General features: G+C 61.1%; 17 protein-coding genes. 4 read left to right on the top strand and 13 right to left on the bottom strand.

From position 1 onward, the window contains the following. Positions 1-19: 19 nt before the first annotated feature. The 5 genes from OE750_RS17380 to OE750_RS17360 all read right to left on the bottom strand — a co-directional run bounded on the left by OE750_RS17380 (position 20) and on the right by OE750_RS17360 (position 6,929). Positions 20-2,197 carry a ParB/RepB/Spo0J family partition protein gene (locus tag OE750_RS17380; protein WP_263765578.1) on the bottom strand — a complete coding sequence of 726 codons (2,178 nt, stop codon included), beginning with the start codon at positions 2,195-2,197 and terminating at the stop codon, positions 20-22. A gap of 169 nt (positions 2,198-2,366) precedes the next feature. After that, a complete protein-coding gene (repC, locus tag OE750_RS17375) occupies positions 2,367-3,578 on the bottom strand; it encodes a plasmid replication protein RepC (RefSeq protein ID WP_263765577.1) in 1,212 nt (403 codons plus the stop codon). A gap of 213 nt (positions 3,579-3,791) precedes the next feature. Further along, positions 3,792-4,724: a plasmid partitioning protein RepB gene (gene repB / locus OE750_RS17370; protein ID WP_263765576.1), complete on the bottom strand. Its 933-nt coding sequence runs from the start codon at positions 4,722-4,724 to the stop codon at positions 3,792-3,794. After that, positions 4,708-5,901 (bottom strand): plasmid partitioning protein RepA, encoded by a 1,194-nt coding sequence (repA, locus tag OE750_RS17365; RefSeq protein ID WP_263765575.1) that lies wholly within the window; start codon positions 5,899-5,901, stop codon positions 4,708-4,710. The genes repB and repA overlap by 17 nt, the downstream gene beginning before the upstream one ends. A 143-nt stretch (positions 5,902-6,044) precedes the next feature. After that, entirely contained in the window at positions 6,045-6,929 is an 885-nt protein-coding gene (locus OE750_RS17360) for a recombinase family protein (protein ID WP_263765611.1), read from the bottom strand. A gap of 226 nt (positions 6,930-7,155) precedes the next feature. Between OE750_RS17360 and OE750_RS17355 the strand changes: the two genes are divergently transcribed. Next, positions 7,156-8,235 (top strand): hypothetical protein, encoded by a 1,080-nt coding sequence (locus tag OE750_RS17355; protein ID WP_263765574.1) that lies wholly within the window; start codon positions 7,156-7,158, stop codon positions 8,233-8,235. Positions 8,236-8,515: 280 nt separating this feature from the next. On the opposite strand, the gene OE750_RS17350 is transcribed toward OE750_RS17355, so the two are convergent. Then, positions 8,516-8,710 (bottom strand): hypothetical protein, encoded by a 195-nt coding sequence (locus OE750_RS17350; RefSeq protein ID WP_263765573.1) that lies wholly within the window; start codon positions 8,708-8,710, stop codon positions 8,516-8,518. A 104-nt stretch (positions 8,711-8,814) separates the two neighbouring features. Between OE750_RS17350 and OE750_RS17345 the strand changes: the two genes are divergently transcribed. Continuing rightward, positions 8,815-9,477: a L,D-transpeptidase gene (locus tag OE750_RS17345; protein WP_263765572.1), complete on the top strand. Its 663-nt coding sequence runs from the start codon at positions 8,815-8,817 to the stop codon at positions 9,475-9,477. A 48-nt stretch (positions 9,478-9,525) separates the two neighbouring features. Here the strand turns inward: OE750_RS17345 and OE750_RS17340 are convergent, their stop codons facing one another. Next, positions 9,526-9,810, bottom strand: a complete 285-nt coding sequence (locus OE750_RS17340; protein ID WP_027238624.1) for a hypothetical protein — start codon at positions 9,808-9,810, stop codon at positions 9,526-9,528. A 182-nt stretch (positions 9,811-9,992) separates the two neighbouring features. On the opposite strand from OE750_RS17340, the gene OE750_RS17335 reads away from it, so the two are divergent. Continuing rightward, entirely contained in the window at positions 9,993-12,347 is a 2,355-nt protein-coding gene (locus tag OE750_RS17335; RefSeq protein ID WP_263765571.1) for a heavy metal translocating P-type ATPase, read from the top strand. A 63-nt stretch (positions 12,348-12,410) separates the two neighbouring features. Then, on the top strand, positions 12,411-12,923 hold the full coding sequence (locus OE750_RS17330) for a L,D-transpeptidase family protein (RefSeq protein WP_009807972.1): 513 nt from the start codon (positions 12,411-12,413) through the stop codon (positions 12,921-12,923). Here the strand turns inward: OE750_RS17330 and lnt are convergent. From lnt to OE750_RS17300, 6 genes are read right to left on the bottom strand one after another with little or no spacing between them, the layout of a single operon-like run. After that, positions 12,904-14,427: an apolipoprotein N-acyltransferase gene (lnt, locus tag OE750_RS17325; RefSeq protein WP_263765570.1), complete on the bottom strand. Its 1,524-nt coding sequence runs from the start codon at positions 14,425-14,427 to the stop codon at positions 12,904-12,906. The two genes, OE750_RS17330 and lnt, sit on opposite strands and share 20 nt — an antisense overlap. 50 nt (positions 14,428-14,477) lie before the next feature. Next, the gene (gene lspA, locus OE750_RS17320) at positions 14,478-14,981 is read right to left on the bottom strand and encodes a signal peptidase II (RefSeq protein ID WP_206601931.1); all 504 of its coding nucleotides are present in this window, start codon (positions 14,979-14,981) and stop codon (positions 14,478-14,480) included. After that, complete coding sequence (locus OE750_RS17315; RefSeq protein WP_027238629.1) at positions 14,965-15,747, bottom strand: ZIP family metal transporter; 783 nt, start codon at positions 15,745-15,747, stop codon at positions 14,965-14,967. The genes lspA and OE750_RS17315 overlap by 17 nt, the downstream gene beginning before the upstream one ends. 12 nt (positions 15,748-15,759) lie before the next feature. Then, positions 15,760-16,215 carry a DUF411 domain-containing protein gene (locus tag OE750_RS17310; RefSeq protein ID WP_165198130.1) on the bottom strand — a complete coding sequence of 152 codons (456 nt, stop codon included), beginning with the start codon at positions 16,213-16,215 and terminating at the stop codon, positions 15,760-15,762. 3 nt (positions 16,216-16,218) lie between these two features. Next, positions 16,219-17,592, bottom strand: a complete 1,374-nt coding sequence (locus OE750_RS17305; RefSeq protein ID WP_263765569.1) for a M23 family metallopeptidase — start codon at positions 17,590-17,592, stop codon at positions 16,219-16,221. Further along, positions 17,589-18,215 carry an SCO family protein gene (locus OE750_RS17300; protein ID WP_050525820.1) on the bottom strand — a complete coding sequence of 209 codons (627 nt, stop codon included), beginning with the start codon at positions 18,213-18,215 and terminating at the stop codon, positions 17,589-17,591. The genes OE750_RS17305 and OE750_RS17300 overlap by 4 nt, the downstream gene beginning before the upstream one ends. Positions 18,216-18,220 lie beyond the last annotated feature (5 nt).

Here is an 18,220-nt window from a genome sequence, read left to right as displayed (position 1 = left end):
CGCCCCCCGCTGGATCACGCTATTCCGCGGCCAGCATCGACGCGCCTTCAGCAGGCAGGGCATCCGTCAGAAATGCGGGAAGGTCAGCTTCACTGACGCTATCAGCCGCTTCGACATCCACCCCTTGCCCTTCGGCACAGCCCTCACCGTCCAGCGCCACGAAATCGTTCCGGCGCAGGACCTCGGGCAACCAGCCGCTGCCTTTCAGCAAGCGCGCGGCCTCACTGGCCATCTCGCCTTTTTTCAGGTGATCGAGGAGCTGGGCAGTCCCCTCCCCTTTGGCCTCGCGCACGGCCTCGAGGATGCGGGCCTTGGGCACGCGGTTGAGATAGGTGTCGACCGTCGGCTCCCAGCCCGCCTCGACCATATCGAGACCTGTCGCGCGCGCCACGAGATCGGCATGCGCCATCCGCCGGGTCAGACCGCCAGCAGAGATGCCTGCTCCGTATGGGTTCACCTTCTCATGCAGCGCGTTGACGCCGAAGCTGAGGCAATGCGCCAGCAGAGCCAGACGGCTGCCCTGGTCGAGGACCGTCAGATAGTCCCAGAGCGCTGCATCGTCGCCAAGCGGCAGATCGGCTTCCCATTCCGCATGACGCTCGTCGACCAGCTTGGCCACCACGCTGTCCTTCAGATCGGGCGCCTGCGCCGACATGTAGACGTGACGCACTGAGGCTTCGAGACAGCTTCCCGAAGCAGAGGAGGTGCGGAAGGTGTCCGTGACGAGCTTCAGCAGCAGCAGCGTCAGCGCCACATCCGGCGAGCGCCCGATCACTTCACGCAGCGCCAGCGTCCGGTGGGCCGTCAACTCCATGACCAACCGCTCGGGCAGTGGCTTCAGCGCTCCGTCATCCTCATCCTCCGGCAGGTCGCCACCAATCGGCTGGCCACCCGACGTGATGACGGTTCCGCCATGAGCGGCACTGCCATGGCCATCGGTGAGATCACGATAATCCCCCTGCCCCGACACCGCAGGATCAGTACCATCCTGGACCGCGGTTTCGTCAACGGGCTCATCCTCTGGACGCACATAGCCGCGATAGACTGCCAGCGCGCCGTTGCGGTCGAGCGTGACGAACGCCCCTGCCCGCCCGATCTCCTCCGCGTCGAAGATCAATGGCCGGGACTCGATCTTTTCCATCTCCGTTTCCAACACGCCAAACCGCGCGTCGATCTCGTCGGGGATGTCATCCTGTCCCGCGTATTCCTCTTCGAGCTCACGATACTCGGCGAGCAGCTTGGCATGAGCCCCACCTTCGTCATCCGTCATTGGTGCCGGATCGCCGGACAGGGTCCGCAGGCCGTGGCTGTAGCCGTAGGGCAGGTCAAGCGCGACCTCGATCCACTTCCAGCCCTCAACCGCAACCGTCTCAGCCTCGGCCTGGAGTTTTTCCTTCACCAGCCGATCGAGCAGGGTAGGGTCCTCGAGCCAACCGCCGTCATCGCCCTGGAAGAGGTCGTGCAGCATCGTGCCGCCCGCCGCTTCGTAGGCATCAACACCCACAAAGACCGCACGCCGGTCGGACGCCCGAACCGAGGTCTCGGTGAGCATGCGCCGGATCTGGAATGGCTCCTTGTTCCAGGATGAATTGATCACATCCCAGACCTGAACCTGACGCGCGTGATCGGGGTTCACGGTGAAGGCCATGAGCTGCTCCAGCGTCATGCCATCCTCGGCATAGATCTCAAGCAGGGCAGGGGCGACAGAGGCAAGTTTCAGGCGCTGCTTCACGATTTGCGGCGTCACGAAGAAGGCGGCAGCAATCTCTGCATCGCTCTGACCCTTGTCACGCAGGGACACAAACCCGCGGAACTGGTCGAGCGGGTGCAGGGCGACGCGCTGCATGTTTTCTGCAAGGGAATCGTCCTCGGCCAGGATGTCGGACGCAGCATCGCGCACGATGCAGGGAATGGGCGTGGTCTTTGCCAAACGCTTCTGCTTCACCAGCAGGGACAATGCTTGGAACCGACGGCCACCGGCCGGGATTTCGAACTTGCCGGTCTCGGTGCCATCGTCAGCCAAGACGGGCCGCACGCTCAGGCTCTGCAACAGACCGCGGCGGGCGATGTCTTCGGCCAGTTCCTCGACGGACACGCCAGCCTTGATGCGCCGCACGTTGGACTGGCTCAGCACCAGCTTGTCGAAAGGGATATCCCGGGACGGGGACAGGGTGATTTTCTGGACAGCTTTGGTCATCAGATCTTCTCCACGACGGGGGCCGGAAGCCACTCTCCCGATCTCACTTCCCGTCACCCTCAAACCAACACTCCTTTCCCTCTCGTTGACGGTGTGGTTGCCAAGAGTCGACTTAACAGCTGTTAAGTCATGCCAACTCAGCCCCGACCCCGTCTGAACTTAACAGCTGTTAAGCCGCACTTCGCCGACCGATCAGAGCCATAACCATCGGCCCGCAAGAGAATTCGCCCGCCGCAGCCTTGGACGTCAGCGCCCGCAAGTACCCACCCGGTGATCTAATGTCGGCAAAGCGTTCCAACATAGCCACAACGACGATCGAGGCCTGCTCTGGGCCCATACAGCGCTGCGCTTCTTCCCAAGCGGAAACACTGATCCCCATGGCTGGCCGTACGTGGCAGGCCGCGTCGAAGAGCTGGTGCCAGTGTCGGATATCACCCTGATAGAAGGTCTTGAGCGACGGACAGCTTGCGATCACTAAGTGGAGTGGGATCTTCGGCACCCGCCTCATGTCCGGTTCTTCAACCTCGGCCTCAGGCTCACATGGATCAGCTTCTGGCGCGCCGGCCGCTGCCCCGCCTTTCTCTAAGGCAGGTTCAAGATCTATAGATTCTTTATTTGAATTATGATGGTGGCGCTCAAAATGGGCATCATTGGTGTCCATTTCTTCTGTATCAGGGCCATCAATCACGTTACGTGCCTGATCGAGAAGGCTCTCCAATTCTGTCCGATAGGCAGATAGATCCGCGAGCGAAAGCTTGCGGCGAAGAGCTCGGGCTGTGAGAACCGCCGTGTCGCTTAGCTGATCCCATAGGCCGAGCCCGGGCTGAATCTCTTCACCGAACTCCGCCAGAGCGGCCAGGTCGCGACGCATGAGGCTTACCACCTCTCTAAGCCGCCGCACTCGGTCTTCGGCCTCACGCACAGCCTCTGCGGCCCGTGCAATCTCCTCTGCCCGGCAATAGAGCGGGGAGAGGTCGAAGCCGAAGGCCACTCGGTCTTCGCCACGCTTGCGTACATAGCGCTTCCCGTTGGGGCTATCGCGCCGCATGAGCAAGCTTGACTCTACTAGTCGGGCAAGGTGACGACGCATCGTCGAGCAAGGCATGCCGTTCAGCCGCTCGCAGATCGCCTTGTTGGATGGAAAGACAACCATTTCCGTGTTTCCGCCAAGCGCATCATCCGGAAAGAAACTGAGAAGCCCCTGAAGCACGGTCAAATCGCGCTCAGAGACCCCAAAGGCGGCCTGCGCCTTTGACAGCTCGCGCAGAAGCTCCCACTTGTTGACAGGCTTGCCCGGGACAGATGCCTCGGGCCGCTCGATCACGCGCAGATGGGCGTGCGAGATCGGCCGCATAAACGGCGAAATTGGTGTGTACTCCATGAAAATATTCACGAAGGCAAAATTTGAGTGGCCCGCGAATCGCTTTGCGCTTGCGGGAGAGGGGCCAGATCGCTACATTCAGAGGTGCGAAAACTGAAGTTTTGTAGCGGGCTGGTCCCGTTCGAAACCTAATAAAGGTCTCGTGAAGCTAGCTTCTCGGGGCCTTTTTCATTCTTGCCTGTATCGTGCCTCCTTTTTGTTGGTTGCTCTTCCTCAGTCTTCTGATCGCTTCCAGCGCTCATGAAGCTCGGTAAGCAGCTGGGGGGCGTTGCCCTCAAGCCAGCTGACAAATTCAGTGTCCTCGGACTTCAACTCGAGCTTGAGTTGCTTGCCACGGCGTCCGGTCGTGACGGTTGCAGCACCGACCCCCGGAATGACCATTTCGGGCTGGCTGCGCGCGCGAGTCGAGGAAGTGGAGTGCTCGGTCCTCCCCGCCGCAGAAAGGACCGCCAAAAATGCCCGGTCGGACTTCTCATCTATTCCACCCGAATGGATCGACTTGGTTTCATTGGCCAAGGCTGCGAGTCGCTCGTGGTCCACATCTGCAGCCCCAATACACTTCTTGAGTTCCTCCCATCGGGGTCGGCCGATCCCAGGTGCCGCACCGATGGCCAGGACAAGATCTTCTCCTACGGCGCGGACAACGCTTAGCAACTGCGAAACCCCGGCCTCGGTCAGATTGAGAACCTCGGCAACACCCTTGTTGGTGCGTTCTGACTCGCCCAGGTGGTCTCCATCAAGCAAGGCAGCGGCTACGAGCGCGCGTTCGATAAAGCTCAGATCTCGCCGCTCCTGGTTTTCCAGCAACTGATCGCGAAGCGCCTGATCGCCCTCCATTTCCGTGACAATTGCGCGGACCTTGATCCCAAGTTCTCTGCAAGCCTCAAGGCGACGGCGGCCATAGATCAGGCTGTAGCGATCATTCTCAAGTGGGCGCACTAGGATCGGAACACGTTGGCCGTTCTTGAAAATCGAAGCCCTCAGACCCTCGATCTCGATCTGAAGTCGGTCATCTAGCCGACCTGCAGTCTCTATATGACCGGGGTCGATTTCGAAAACACCACCTCGGAGCCTGCGCCCCTCAAGTGCGTCGGGCGCGTTGCGCAGGGTCTGCAAGGGCAGACCAAGTTTAGGCTTTCTTGCCATTGCGTCCCCACGTGTTCTGAATGATCGCAGCGATCTCGTCGTTGACGCCGTTCATGGAATCGATCGCGCGATCGAAAGTCTGGCGCGTGAATTCCTTCTTGTCGGCCTCATAGAGCGTCTGCTTTGTGAGCCCCGCATCCGAAATCGCAGTCGATTCGACCATGTGATTGGTCAGAACGGACCTGCCGAAAAGCCCCCGGATGAAGGCAATGACCTCAGTTTGCGGTGCGTCGCCCACCTTGTAGCGGGTTGGCAGGAAACGCAGCCAGTCAAAGCGAAGGTTTGCGCCGGCGTCCCGGATGACGCCAAGCAGATCAGCGGTCATGCGCAAAAACTGCGACATAGACATGAGATCGAGCATCTGTGGGTGAACGGTGACAAGCACCCCGGAGGACGCCGACAAGGCAGACATGGTCAGGAAGCCAAGCTGCGGCGGACAGTCGATGACGACGACGTCATAGTCTGCTTCAACACTATCGAGCGCATCACGCACACGGGCAAAGAACGCGCGGGCGCCGCCTCGCTGGATGGCAGCCGGCGTCTCATGTTCGAATTCCATGAGCTCTAGGTTCCCGGGGATAAGGTCGAGGCCTCGGATGTAGGTTTTACGGATTACTTCCGAGATCGGGACCGGTTCATCATAGCGAACTGCGTCATACAGCGTTCCACCCTCCATCAGGTCCAGCTCAGGCTGGATGCCATGCAGCGCGGAAAAGGATGCTTGGGGGTCCAGATCGATCGCAAGGACACGATATCCCTTGAGAGCCAAGCGCTGCGCAAGGTGAGCTGATGTTGTCGTTTTCCCCGAGCCGCCTTTGAAGTTCACAACGGAGACAATCTGAAGCTCGTCACCGGCACGACGCCCCGGCACGTAGGTCCCAGGCTTCTTCGCGTTTGACTCTAGGGCGTGGCGGATCTCCCAAATATCATCGAGTGTATACCGACGGTGGCTGCCCGCGGTGGTTTCGACGTCAGCGATCTTTCCTTCTCGATGAAGCTTGCGAAGGTAGGTATGATCGACGCCAAGCAACTCTGCCGCCTCGCCGCTAGTCAGGCTGCGCATGACTTTCTTGGCGTCGGGAGGGAAGTGGGCCGCACGTTGCGCATGAAGGTTTGACGCGAGAAGTTCTGCGTAGTGCCCGATGGCAATGTCCAGGTCCTGCTCAGCTTCGCTCATCTCTGCCTCGATTCGTGGGCGCGTTTTTTATGTGATCGCGCGTTATTTATCGAGACTATTGCCCGAGCTATCAGATTCGTGCAAGCTCTTTCTAGATATGGTGTGGTTCAACCACACAGACACAAGCGCAGGCACTACTCAATTCAGTCAAGCAACCCAAGTTTCTCAGCGCGTTCCAGTAGCATTTTCACCGATGACGGCTGCCACTTGGACCTTCCGCGCGGTGTCCGCTCACGCATAGTCTCCAGCCGATCACAGATGGCCTGTAGCGTCATGTCGGGTTTGGCGCCCTTGATGCCTGCGACAATGGCGGGCAGGCGATCGTCCGTTTCGCGGCGTCCGGCACGCCTTAGCACTGTTTCTGCTAAGAAGCCGTCGCGCACATAGGCCTTCACGGCACGCAGCAGGCGGCTTTGCGTCCAGCGACGCGCCTCTGGCAAGGGGCCGTTGATGATGCGCAGCACATCCTCCCAAGCCATATCAGGGCGCAGCCGGCGTACATGCGGCACCCAGTCTTGCGCGGTCTCGTTTAGTCGTTCCATATATCCGTCCTGCCGCGCCAGCCGCACCTTGCGCTGTGCGGCAGGGTCTCGCGCGCGCAGGCCCGGATTGCCGCCCACGCGTCCTTTGGTCCTTGCGCTCGCCAAGCCGGCCTTCGTGCGTTCCCGGATCAGGGCGCGCTCAAACTCGGCCGCAGCACCCAAGACTTGCAGCGTGAACTTGCCCTGCGGCGAGGCCGTGTCGATCGGGTCTTGAATGGAACGGAAGAACGCGCCCTTCGCCTCAAGCCGCTCGATCACCTCCAAGAGATGCGACAGTGATCGCGCCAGCCGGTCGATGCGCACGACAACCAGCGTGTCGCCTTTCGCCACGCGCTCCAACACGCGGGCAAGCACCGGCCGCGAACGATTGCCGCCAGAGGCGTGCTCTTCATGGATCTCGACGCATCCTGCAGTTTGCAGTGCCTCAGACTGGGGCAGGGGGGTTTGATCCTCGGTTGAAACGCGCGCGTAGCCTATCAATGGCATCAAAACAGGCCTTTTGCAGTTTCATATAGCGGCACTAAACGACCGTTTGTAAACAGATGCAATGGCGCGCTCTGTGGCGTTGTTCATCATAAAGCCGTTGGTTTCCATACGCTGAGCGCGATCAGAGAAATCTCGCAGACCACCGAGCGCGCGTGCTATATAAGGTGTGCAGGCGCACTCTGACAAAACACTTGGGTAAAATGCAAAAGTGCCGTATTTTGCACATATGAAGCCTCAAGTATCCACGCAGTATGATATTTTTGACGACCCTCTAGTGGATGAGGAGGGGCTCGAAGAGGCGTCTGAGGACGACCTGTGGTTCCTGCCCGGTCCGATGGAAGTGGAGCCGGATTATCTGCCGCCCGGACCGAGGGCAGAGCTGCGTGAAACCGCAGTCCTCGACGATTGGCGGAAGGCAGAGGCAGGCAATGCCGCCCATCTCGCCCGCGTGGCTGGCCGGATTGGCGCACTGGATGACCGTCTGCACCGTGGTCCGGAGGGCTGGCGGCACAGGCTCGCGCTGATGGAGGCGGCAGACCTCAGCTGGTTTGCAGGCGACCGAATTGGCCCGGATCGGCTGGCGCTTTGGATATCCATGCGCTTGTCCGGGGTGCAGGACGACACCGCAGCGCTCGCACGTGTCGGATGGGCGGTGCGGCGTCTGACAGGCGGTCCCGGCCCAGAGGTGGACCTATCCGCTTTCCTCGATCGCCGTGACCCCGAAAACATGGCGGATGAAGCCGAGCCCTTTGCGGATCGCGCGGGCGGTTGGCTTGACCTGATGGCGCAAGCCGCCGACCTGCACCCGATCACACGCGCCTGCATGGGGTTTCACATCTGGAGCCTTGCGGGCCTCGGGCAACAGGGCGACCGGATGGAAGCCGCGGTTACTGCCGCACGCATTGCCGCCAGCGAAGGCCCGAGTTCGAATGGGGGGGCCATCTTTGCGCCTCTGGCTACACGCGGGGCAGGGGGGCTGAGCGCCAGTGGCCCATCGGCTGAGCGCTTAGAGCGTTGGCTCGAGGGAATGGAAACAGCATGCCTGACAGCAATGCGACACCTCGACGATATCCAGACATGGTCAGCTCGGGCGGAAAACATGATGGCCCCGCTCTCTGGGAAGACACCACCAGCATTGCGTGCCGTGCTGACCGAATGGCCCGTCGTCTCCGCCCCAATGGCCGAGACCCTGACCGGTGCCAGCCGGGCCGCCGTCCAGCGAAACCTCGCCTGGATGGAAACGCGAGGCCTGATCCGCGAGGTGACTGGGCAGGGACGATATCGGATGTGGCGCACCACGACCTAAGAGATGAGCGTCATCGCTCGGTATCCTGACGGGTGCGTGCCAGTCGGCCAAAGTTCCGGTAGGAGGAGGCAAAGCCCGCCGGAACCTTGGCAATCGAGGTGCTCGAAGTTGGAGATACTCCTCGCCAGTGCGCAAGGTCGCTGTGGCCGGCGCTTCCATGCGGTTGTGCCTTCACCATCTATGATTACTGGTGAAGGCGGCGAGCAAGACGCCCGGTATTTTGGACACTGCGCGGCCCTGTTTGTCGTTGCTGCTTTGCCTGCCCCCGTCACCGTGCAAGTCAAAGTTCACCATACTGGCGTTCGCGGCTCAGGCGAAGCGGGCGATATGGCCTTCCTCCATCGCCAGCTTCGACAGGATCTGACTCTGCAGCAACCGTGGTCTCGGGAACAGGCCGGGTCAGGCTGGGCGGCGCGCCGATCTTTTCGTAGTAGCGGATGGTAAATTGCGGATCACAAGGATCGTGTGTGTTCACGAAAATATGTCCTTGAACCTCTAGCCACTAGAAGTCTTATCTAATCAAAGTGAACAGATACCGTTCTTGCCATAGATTGCTGGTGGGAACCGAAAGGGTAAGACATGCTGACAAGACGACACTTCATTCAAACAACAACGGCGCTATTCTCCGCGTCTGTTTCCAGCCCCCTGTTGGCCGATACCTGGCCCGCCGAGGCACAGAAAGCTGAATGGGACGCGCAAGTCACGCCGCCCGGATTCGATCCGGCCACGTCAAACCCTTGGGGCCTACACCCGCGCTTTTTGCCCCAGCGCGTGGTCGCGAAACCCGGACTCGTGCCAGGAGACATCCATGTCGATGCAGTCGCGCGGTATCTCTATCATATCGAGGAGAGCGGGACCGCAATGCGCTACGGTGTGGCCATTGCCCGGGGCAACCTATATGAGCCGGGGGTCTACACGATCAAACGCAAGGTGAGGTGGCCGCATTGGACGCCGACCCAGAAGATGATCGAGCGGGATCCGGAAAACGCACGATGGGCCGACGGGATGGAACCCGGCCCCGAAAACGCTTTGGGATCACGAGCCATCTATCTGTACGTCGGAGACCGCGACACTTATCTTCGAATACACGGCACGCCCTATCCGCGAAGTATCGGCGGTCGAGCCAGTTCGGGTTGCGTGCGGATGGTCATGGCTCACATTAACGAACTTTATCCCAACGTTGAGATCGAATCGACGGCACATTTGTACTCAGCGGAGGACAGTGTCACCGCGCGAAGTTGAGTGTGGTGCGTAGGTCTGAGGCGCGTTGATGCAACGTGTGGCGCGTCCTCAAGCTTCGCGTGCCACGCAGATCGGATTACCATTCGCCGTGCGCAACGGCAGCAGCGTCGTTTCGACCGGCCCGCTGTGTTCGTACCAATAGCAGCCGTCTTCCGGCATGAGGCGCGCCGTTGCAACATCCTGATCCGGAGCGGCCATCGCAACCACGGCTTCGGGAACGTTGCCCGTCTGGTCTGCCGTGTCGTTCGGCCCTGTCGGCTGGATGGCGCATCCTGTCGTGAGCAAAAGCGCCACCGCAACCATCATTTTTTGCTTCAGCATCAAAACCTGCATCGAGTTTCCTTTCCTTTCTGTTTTTCTTAGTATCGGCTCTTTATGCCTCACGCCGTGATTGAGGCTGTCGTCGGATCGTCTAGCAAGAAAACAAACGGAAATACCACCGAACTTTTCTCTTGAAGCTCTAGCTACTGTAGGGGCTATGTCATGACAAAGCACCCGAATCCAGAGGTCCGTTCATGCCGTCCGACACCCACCGCCACGATCACGATCACGCCGAAGATGCCCAGGCAAGCGGCGGCAGTTGCTGTGGTAGCGCCGGAACGTGCGGCGACATCGCACCGACGACGCCCGCCCCAACCGGCGGGCGCAGTTTTCAGGTGTCCGGCCTCGATTGCGCCGAGGAGGTCGCGATCTTGAATAAGGTAATCGGCCCACAGATCGGCGGGGCCGAGCATCTCGCGTTCGATGTGATCAACGGGAGGATGACCATTCTCGACAGCGCAAAGAGTGTATCGGACGACGAAGTTGCGGAACTTGTCGCGAGCACCGGCATGACCGCGAAGCCGTGGAATGCCGAGAACGCGTCGGTCGACCAAGCGGCCCATCTTGCACGACAGCGGCTGTTTACAGCTCTCAGCGGCGGCTTCTGGGCGGCGGGTTTTCTCTGGCACATCGTCGAGACAGGTATGGGCGGGGCGCTCGGCCTCTTCGCGGGGCACGGCGAAGCGCCGATGCCGCTGGCCGAGGCAGGGCTTTTTGCAGTTGCTATCCTATTCGGCGTTTGGCTTGTGGCACCGAAGGCATGGTCGTCCGCACGTCGGCTGTCGCCCGACATGAACCTGCTGATGGTTGTCGCAGTCGCCGGAGCCATCGGGCTCGGTGAATTCTTCGAGGCAGCGACAGTGGCTTTTTTCTTTTCGCTGTCCCTCTTTCTCGAAAGCTGGAGCGTTGGGCGCGCGCGGAACGCGGTGTCGGCGCTCCTGGATCTTGCGCCACCCACCGCGCGCGTGATCCGCGATGACGGAAGCGAGACCGACATGCCGGCGGCGCAAGTCGCCGTAGGCTCAAGCTTTATTGTACGCGGTGGCGACCGTATCCCGCTCGACGGCCTGGTGACGGGTGGCGCGGGCGCGGTCGACCAGGCGCCGATCACCGGCGAAAGTGCTTTGATACCCAAAGAGGCCGGAGACGAGGTCTATGCGGGCACGATCAACGGCGAAGGTACACTAACGGTGCGCGCCACGAAGGCCGCCTCGGATACCGTCTTGGCCAAGATCATCCGCATGGTCGGCGACGCTCATGCCCGCCGCGCGCCCGTGGAACAGTGGGTGGCAAAGTTCGCCCGCATCTACACGCCTATCGTCATGGCTCTCGCCGTCGCAATTGCGCTACTGCCGCCGCTTATCTTCGGCGGAGCCTGGGATTACTGGTTCTACAATGCCCTCGTGCTGCTGGTGATCGCTTGCCCATGTGCTCTGGTCATCTCGACCCCTGTCTCCATCGTCGCAGCGCTCACCGCTTCGGCGCGGGCGGGCGTCCTCATCAAGGGCGGTGCCTATGTAGAGGCGCCGGGCAGGACGACGGCGCTGGCCATGGACAAGACCGGCACAATCACCATGGGCCAGCCGGAAGTGGCGGCGGTGCACCCGCTGGGCGGGGCTTCAGCGCAAGATCTGATGACCCTCGCCGCAGGACTGGAGGCACGTTCGTCGCACCCTTTGGCGCGTGCCATTCTCGCGCGGGCGGAGGCCGACGGCGTCAAGGTGTCCGCCGCAGAGGATACCCGCACCATTCCCGGCAGGGGACTTGAAGGACGCACTGACGGACGGTCGATCTGGCTGGGGTCGGACCGGTTTGCCGAGGAGAAGGGTTTCGGCGACGCCATTCCGAAGGATCTGCGGGAGCGGATCGAAGGCGCCGGCAGCACCCTTGTCGCTGTCGGCGATGAATCCGGTGTGACGGGCATTCTTGAACTGCGCGATCGCATCCGCCCTGATGCCAAGGGCATCGTGGCGCAACTTCACGCGCAGGGCGTGAAGACCATCGTCATGCTGACCGGTGACAACGAGCGAACAGCGCGCGCCGTTGCCGCCGAGGTCGGTATCGACGAGGTGCGCGCTGAGCTTCTGCCCGAAGACAAGGTGACAGCCATCGAAGAACTGGTCAAAACTCATGACATGGTTGCCATGATCGGCGACGGGGTGAACGATGCTCCCGCAATGGCGCGCGCGCATTATGCCATCGCGATGGGTGCGGTTGGTTCTGACGCGGCAATCGAGACGGCGGACATTGCCCTCATGACCGACGACCTCGGCAAGGTGCCTTGGCTGATCGGTCATTCGCGCCGGACAATGTCGATTATCCATCAGAACATCGGTATTTCCTTGGCGACCAAGGGAGTTTTCGTTGTCGCTACCGCGTTCGGAATGGCATCGATGTGGGGCGCTATTGCAGCCGACGTGGGTGTGTCATTGCTGGTGGTGGCGAACGCCCTGCGCCTGCTCAACAGCCAAGAGGCCAAGGCACCGCCGTCCGGTGGCGAGCAGGTTGGGTCACAGATGGCAAAGGCCGCGCTTGCCCACGGACATTGATCACGCAGCATTTGCAAGGTAACATAATGTCCATATCAGACCTCACGAAAGAGGCATCGAGCAGTGAAAACCATCCGATTTCCCCGCCGCGCCGTCCTGTTGGGTGGCTTAGCGGCCTTTTTGTCGGGCTGTGCCGGCAAGTTCCGCAGCTATGACGGACCCGAAGTGACGCGACTTCGGCTCTACAAGGGACAGCGTTTGCTTGTTCTCGACGGATCCGATCGCGTGCTGCAAACCTATCCGATCGGGCTGGGCTTCGCTCCTCAGGGTCACAAGCAATTCGAGGGAGACGGTCGGACCCCGGAGGGCACCTACATAGTCGATAAGCGCAACCCTGAAAGTACGTATCATCTTTCAGTTGGCATCTCTTATCCAAATGAGGCCGACATCGCCTTTGCCGCAGCGCAGGGCCTTTCCCCCGGCGGCGACATCTTCATCCATGGTGGTCCACGCCCCGGCATCGACCCGACGGACATCCGCGACTGGACAGCTGGCTGCATCGCAGTCACAGATCGGCAGATCGAGGACATCTATGCAATGGTGAAGGACGGAACGCCTATCCACATCTTTGCATGACGGTCTTTCTCATGCGGCGGTAGTTAGCCGTCGCATTGGCCGCCAGAGCCCAGCTCCACGAAGCCAAGATGAGCGCCAGCAACATCCCGTCCCCGAAAAGCGCATATGGCGTAGGCGGCTGCGCTGAGGGAAGATCAGCGTCGATGATGCCCCTTTCCCCTGTATCGAGCCGCGCAATGATCTCTCCGTTCGCGTCGATGACCGCAGAGATGCCCGTATTCGCGGCTCGGATGACAGGAAGGCCTTCCTCTACGGCGCGCATACGTGCGGAAGCCAGATGCTGCTCGGGTCCGATGCTGGTTCCAAACCAGGAATCGTTCGTCGCGTTAAAAATCCAGTCGGGTCGGAACATGTCGTCGACCACATGGCCCGGGAAAATGATCTCATAGCAGATCGCCACGGCGACCAGCGGCATACCCGGAAGCGCAAGGGTGCGCGGACCCGGTCCGGGCGTAAAATCGCCCAGCCCCGCCGTCAGCCGCTCGATCGGCAACCAGCCGCGGAATGGCACGTATTCGCCAAAGGGCACGAGATGGTGTTTCGCGTATCCGGTCAGGATCTCACTGTTATCGTCAAAAGCCTGGACGGTGTTGAAATATCGGGTGCCATCCTCACTCGGTACACGGTCTGGCACTCCGGTGAGCAGCACGCTGCCGTCCGGAAGCGCAGCCGCGATACGGGATCGCGCCTGGGCATCCTCATCGAGGAAACCGGGAAAGGCGGTTTCCGGCCAGAGAAGAACGTCGAAATCGCCGGGCTGGGTTGAAAGCTCGATATAGCGCGCGAAGGTCGCCTCGCGGTTCTCGGGCGCCCATTTCTCCGCTTGGGGTACGTTGCCCTGAACGATGCGCAGGTCGACATCCGGTGGCTGTGGTGCATCCGACTGGAGGCGAAGCGTGCCGATGGCCCACATCGTCACGATGCCGGCCAGCGGCATGAGCGAGATGATCAATCGTTGTCGCCTGACCGCCATGAGAGCCGCGCCGGGGAGTGCCGCTACGAACACGGTGAGAAAGCTTAGCCCATAACTTCCCACCCAGGCGGCGTGCTGGCGAAGGGCGGCGTAATCAACAAGAGCGTAGCCGGCGAGGTTCCACGGAAAACCTGTCAGAACGTGACCGCGCAACCACTCGGCCACGGTCCAGGAGGTCGCGAACAGGAGGCAGGCCAGGAGACTGCCCATGGCTCTGCGCCGCGCGATTTCGACGAAGAGCACGGCGGCAATGGCCGGGAAAATCGCAAGACCTGCGGACAATCCCGCGACGGCCGGGATCGCCAGCGCCCCGAAACGCTCGGCCTCGACGTAGAAACTTTCCGCGATCCACGAAATCCCGAAACCGAACTGGCCGAGACCAAACGCCCAGCCGACGAGAAAGGCACGCCCGAAGGAGAGGTCGCGAAGACCGACAAACAACGCAGAATAGGCACCGGGAGCAAGCAGGAGAATCGAGAAAGGCGGGAAGGTTAGGACGGTCAGCGCCCCGGCGGCGAAACCAAGCGTCATCCGCGAGAGCAGAGGTTTGCGCAGAGCGAAGCAGTTCAGAATTACCGGCTTCACGACTTGATCGGACGCCGCGCACTGATCCAGGGTGCGGCCAGCAAGAGCCCCACGCCACTGACGACAAATACATCGGCCATGTTGAAGGCAGGCCAATGCGTTGAGTTGATGTAGAAATCCAGGAAGTCCGTTACAGCCCGATATCGCACACGGTCAATAACATTGCCCAAGGCTCCACCGATGATCGCTCCGAAAGCGAGCGTTTCAACCGCATTTTCGGCGCGAAACAGCATAACCCCCAGCCAGCCGCAGATGGCAAGAGCGAGAGCTATGAGGCTCCACCATGGTGCGCCGCCAAGTAGTCCGAAAGTGACGCCATCATTGCGATAAAAGACAAGGTTAAAACCTGGAAACACGGCGATTCCAGTGCTTAAGGAGGCCGCATTCGCCACAACAATGGCTTTTGTGATCTGATCGATTACGAAAGCGGTAAGCGCCGCAAAAATACCGATCACCGGAGATAGTTTATGCACTGGCATTGCGTCACCCCAACCAAACATCGAGAAAAAGCATCAAAACGAGCCCGACGGCCAAGCCGAGCGTTGCCTTGTTCTGATGGCCGCTGCGATGGGTTTCGGGGATGATTTCGTGGCTGATGACATAGAGCATGGCGCCTGCGGCAAAGGCCAAGCCCCATGGCAGCAGCGGTTCCGACAGTGTGATGATGCCCGCCCCGAGCAAACCGCCAATCGGCTCGACCATGCCCGTTAGCGCGGCGATGCCCCATGCGCGCAGCTTCGGATATCCTTCGCCCAACAGGGATACCGCGACGGCCAGCCCTTCAGGCGCATTCTGAAGCCCGATGCCGATAGCGAGTGGCAGACCGCCCTCCATACCTCCGGAACCGAAGCCAACTCCGACCGCGAGGCCTTCGGGGAAGTTGTGGATCGTGATCGCGATGATGAACAGCCAGACCCGCCGTAAGGACGCCGCTTCGGGCCCTTCGCGTCCCGTTCTGAAATGCTCGTGCGGCAGCCTTTCATTCATCAATGCAACGGCCCCCATGCCCAAAAGGATGGAGACGCAAACGATGGCCGCAGGCATCGCGCCGTTTTCGAACATCGGCTCCGCCGCATCCAATGCCGGGATGATCAGAGAAAAGAACGAGGCTGAGAGCATGACGCCGGCAGCGAAGCCGAGCGACAGATCGCGCGTCGCCCGCGACGGGATGCGCCCGAACAGCACGGGAATTGCTCCGACTGCCGTTAGCGATCCGGCGGCAAGGCTTCCGAGAAAGCCGAGCATTATCGGAGACAGGTTTTCCATAAGCGGGCCAGATTATCCTTCGGCGTAGCTTGAAAAGACTTCGGTCGACCCGTTCTCGCGGATGAGGAAGACATCATAAGCTTCACGGTTTTCTTCCGGCCCCATGCCGGGCGAGCCATAGGGCATTCCCGGAACGGCGAGGCCGACAGCGTCCGGGCGTTCCTCAAGAAGGCGGCGGATATCAGCGGCCGGGACATGGCCTTCAATCACGTAGCCCTCTATGAGCGCGGTATGGCAGGAGACCATGCGCTGCGGCACGCCGTTGTCGAGCTTGAAACGAACCAGCGACCCGCCAAACATGTTCTCGCCCGTCGGCGCGAATCCGTTTTCCTCGAGATGGTTCATCCAGGACAGGCAGCAGCCGCATCCGTTGGTCTTGCGGACGTCTATCGCTGTTGCCTCTGCGAGGGCCTGGGCCGCCGGGAACAGGGCGAGCGCGATGGTCAGAGCTTGGGTCATGCGTTTCATGGGTCAGAGCCTTTCGGTTGTCGTCTGGGCAATTTCGCTGTCAAGGTTTTCAGTCAGAAGCGCGCGCGCCTCGGTCAGACGCAACAGCGCGGCGGTATCATCCACCTCTTTCTCTGCGGCTTCTGCGAGCCGGTCGTCAGAGAGAGGGTCAGTCGGACGCCCATCTACGAGGACTTCGTAGTGCAGGTTGGGACCTGTCGCTGTGCCGGTTGCGCCAACGCGGCCGATCACATCTCCCGCCGCCACGCGTTGGCCCTGTGTTAGGCCCTCCGGCACGGCGCTGAGATGCGCGTAGCGCGTCATGGTCTCGGAGCCGTGAGAGATTTCGACCACGCGTCCATAGCCGCCTCGCCAGCCGATGAAGCTAACCCGGCCCGGTGCCGTCGTCCGTACCGGCGTCCCGCTTGCCGCGGCAAAATCGACGCCGGTGTGCATCCGGACGTTTCCGTAGACCGGATGTGTGCGGCGCCCGAACACCGAGCTAAGGCGCGCGCCCTCGACCGGCTGTGCAAAGACGCGAAGCGCCTCGCCATCGACGTAGATCGTCGCCTGACCGCTGCCGTCGTCCGGCCAAACGATCTCGTAAAGCGAATCGCCGATTTCCAGTGCGGCGAAGGCGAGGTCCGGCTGTCCGATCCTGTCATCGCCGACGCGCGTCTCGCGCCAGAGAAGCCTTAGTGTCTCGCCTCCAGCCATCTCACGGCGGAAATCCACGGTTCCACCCAGCATTTGCGCAAGGTCCACGGCAAATCGGGCGGGGATGCCGGCATTGTCGAGTGCCGCGAAGATCGAGGTGTCGATCACGGCCTCCCCAGCAAGGGTTACGATCTCCGGATCCGGCGCCACGACCTGCGTGGACACCTGCTCGCCAAAAAGCACCTCGATCCGCACCCCGTCCTCGACGGCGAGCGAGACGGTGCGGGGGCTGCCATCCATAGTCGAAACAACAGTGACCGAATTCCCCGGCCGCAACCGTCGCAGATCGTATTCCGCGCCAAGTGCAAGGGCGACTTCCGCCCGGTCGGCTCCCGCAAGACCGGCTTCGGAAAGCAAGGAGTCGAGCGTTTCACCAGAAGAGATGTCGCGAGACCAAGTCAACAGGGGCGGTTCGATCGCCTGCATCGGCCTGTCAACAACAGCGACCTGCAGCAGGGGCAAGGGGCCGAGGCGGGGTGTATCTTCCGCCCACGCCGTAGCTGGCAGCGACAACGGAATGTCCAGCCTCCGGGGAGCTTCAGGACGCTGGGGCATCCAGCTACCTGCCTGGGCAAGTTCTGGCGGCACGGGTTCTTTCGACAGAACATCGAGGAAGGCGATAGCCGCCCCCGAAACGGTCCCCGCAAGCGCGACACCTGCCGCAAAAGTTCTGAGCCTCATGTCGCCCCCTCCGTTTCTTCTTCCAACGCGCGGCGGATCTTCGGTACCGCGAATTCCCTCGGTTCATGATAGTCAATCATGGTGACGAACCGTCCAGCAGCACCGAACAGGAAGACGCTGGCCGTGTGGTTCATCGTGTAGTCGCCGCCTTCCGTGGGCACCCGCTCGTAGGCAGCGCGGAAGCCGTCCGCGATGCGCGCAATCTGCCCCTCCGGTCCCGTCCAGCCGCGGATCGCTGGGTGGAAATAACTGACATATTCTGCCATCGCCTCGACGGTATCGCGCTCGGGATCGACCGTGATGAAAACCACGTTTAGCTGTTTGGCTTCGTCTCCTAAATCGTCGAGCCAACCTGAAATGTCCGAGAGCGTGGTCGGGCAGACATCGGGGCAGTAAGTGAAACCGAAGAACGCCATCGTCGGTCGCCCGATCAGGGTTTCCGGCCCGACCTCGTTGCCTTCATGGTCAGTCAGGCGGAAATCCATCTCGGTCAGAGCCATAGGCCGCTGCCCGATAGGTTCGGGCGCACCGGGTCCGTCGACCCGCCACCAACCGACGAAGAGCGTCAAGGCAATTGCACCGGCACCGGCCGCGCCGTATCCTGCGATCGTCCTTCGTCGCATTAGTC

Source organism: Lentibacter sp. XHP0401, assembly GCF_025751535.1.
Lineage (GTDB): Bacteria > Pseudomonadota > Alphaproteobacteria > Rhodobacterales > Rhodobacteraceae > Lentibacter.
The sequence above is the reverse complement of the archived record's forward strand: the minus strand, read 5'-3'. Positions and strand labels throughout refer to the sequence as shown.

Excerpts from the sequence above, each read along its gene's own strand:
- OE750_RS17380 (WP_263765578.1), bottom strand. The coding sequence starts at position 2,197 with ATGACCAAAGCTGTCCAGAAAATCACCCTGTCCCCGTCCCGGGATATC.
- repC (WP_263765577.1), bottom strand. The coding sequence starts at position 3,578 with ATGGAGTACACACCAATTTCGCCGTTTATGCGGCCGATCTCGCACGCC.
- repB (WP_263765576.1), bottom strand. The coding sequence starts at position 4,724 with ATGGCAAGAAAGCCTAAACTTGGTCTGCCCTTGCAGACCCTGCGCAAC.
- repA (WP_263765575.1), bottom strand. The coding sequence starts at position 5,901 with ATGAGCGAAGCTGAGCAGGACCTGGACATTGCCATCGGGCACTACGCA.
- OE750_RS17360 (WP_263765611.1), bottom strand. The coding sequence starts at position 6,929 with ATGCCATTGATAGGCTACGCGCGCGTTTCAACCGAGGATCAAACCCCC.
- OE750_RS17355 (WP_263765574.1), top strand. The coding sequence starts at position 7,156 with ATGAAGCCTCAAGTATCCACGCAGTATGATATTTTTGACGACCCTCTA.
- OE750_RS17345 (WP_263765572.1), top strand. The coding sequence starts at position 8,815 with ATGCTGACAAGACGACACTTCATTCAAACAACAACGGCGCTATTCTCC.
- OE750_RS17340 (WP_027238624.1), bottom strand. The coding sequence starts at position 9,810 with ATGCAGGTTTTGATGCTGAAGCAAAAAATGATGGTTGCGGTGGCGCTT.
- OE750_RS17335 (WP_263765571.1), top strand. The coding sequence starts at position 9,993 with ATGCCGTCCGACACCCACCGCCACGATCACGATCACGCCGAAGATGCC.
- lnt (WP_263765570.1), bottom strand. The coding sequence starts at position 14,427 with ATGACGCTTGGTTTCGCCGCCGGGGCGCTGACCGTCCTAACCTTCCCG.
- lspA (WP_206601931.1), bottom strand. The coding sequence starts at position 14,981 with ATGTTTGGTTGGGGTGACGCAATGCCAGTGCATAAACTATCTCCGGTG.
- OE750_RS17315 (WP_027238629.1), bottom strand. The coding sequence starts at position 15,747 with ATGGAAAACCTGTCTCCGATAATGCTCGGCTTTCTCGGAAGCCTTGCC.
- OE750_RS17310 (WP_165198130.1), bottom strand. The coding sequence starts at position 16,215 with ATGAAACGCATGACCCAAGCTCTGACCATCGCGCTCGCCCTGTTCCCG.
- OE750_RS17305 (WP_263765569.1), bottom strand. The coding sequence starts at position 17,592 with ATGAGGCTCAGAACTTTTGCGGCAGGTGTCGCGCTTGCGGGGACCGTT.
- OE750_RS17300 (WP_050525820.1), bottom strand. The coding sequence starts at position 18,215 with ATGCGACGAAGGACGATCGCAGGATACGGCGCGGCCGGTGCCGGTGCA.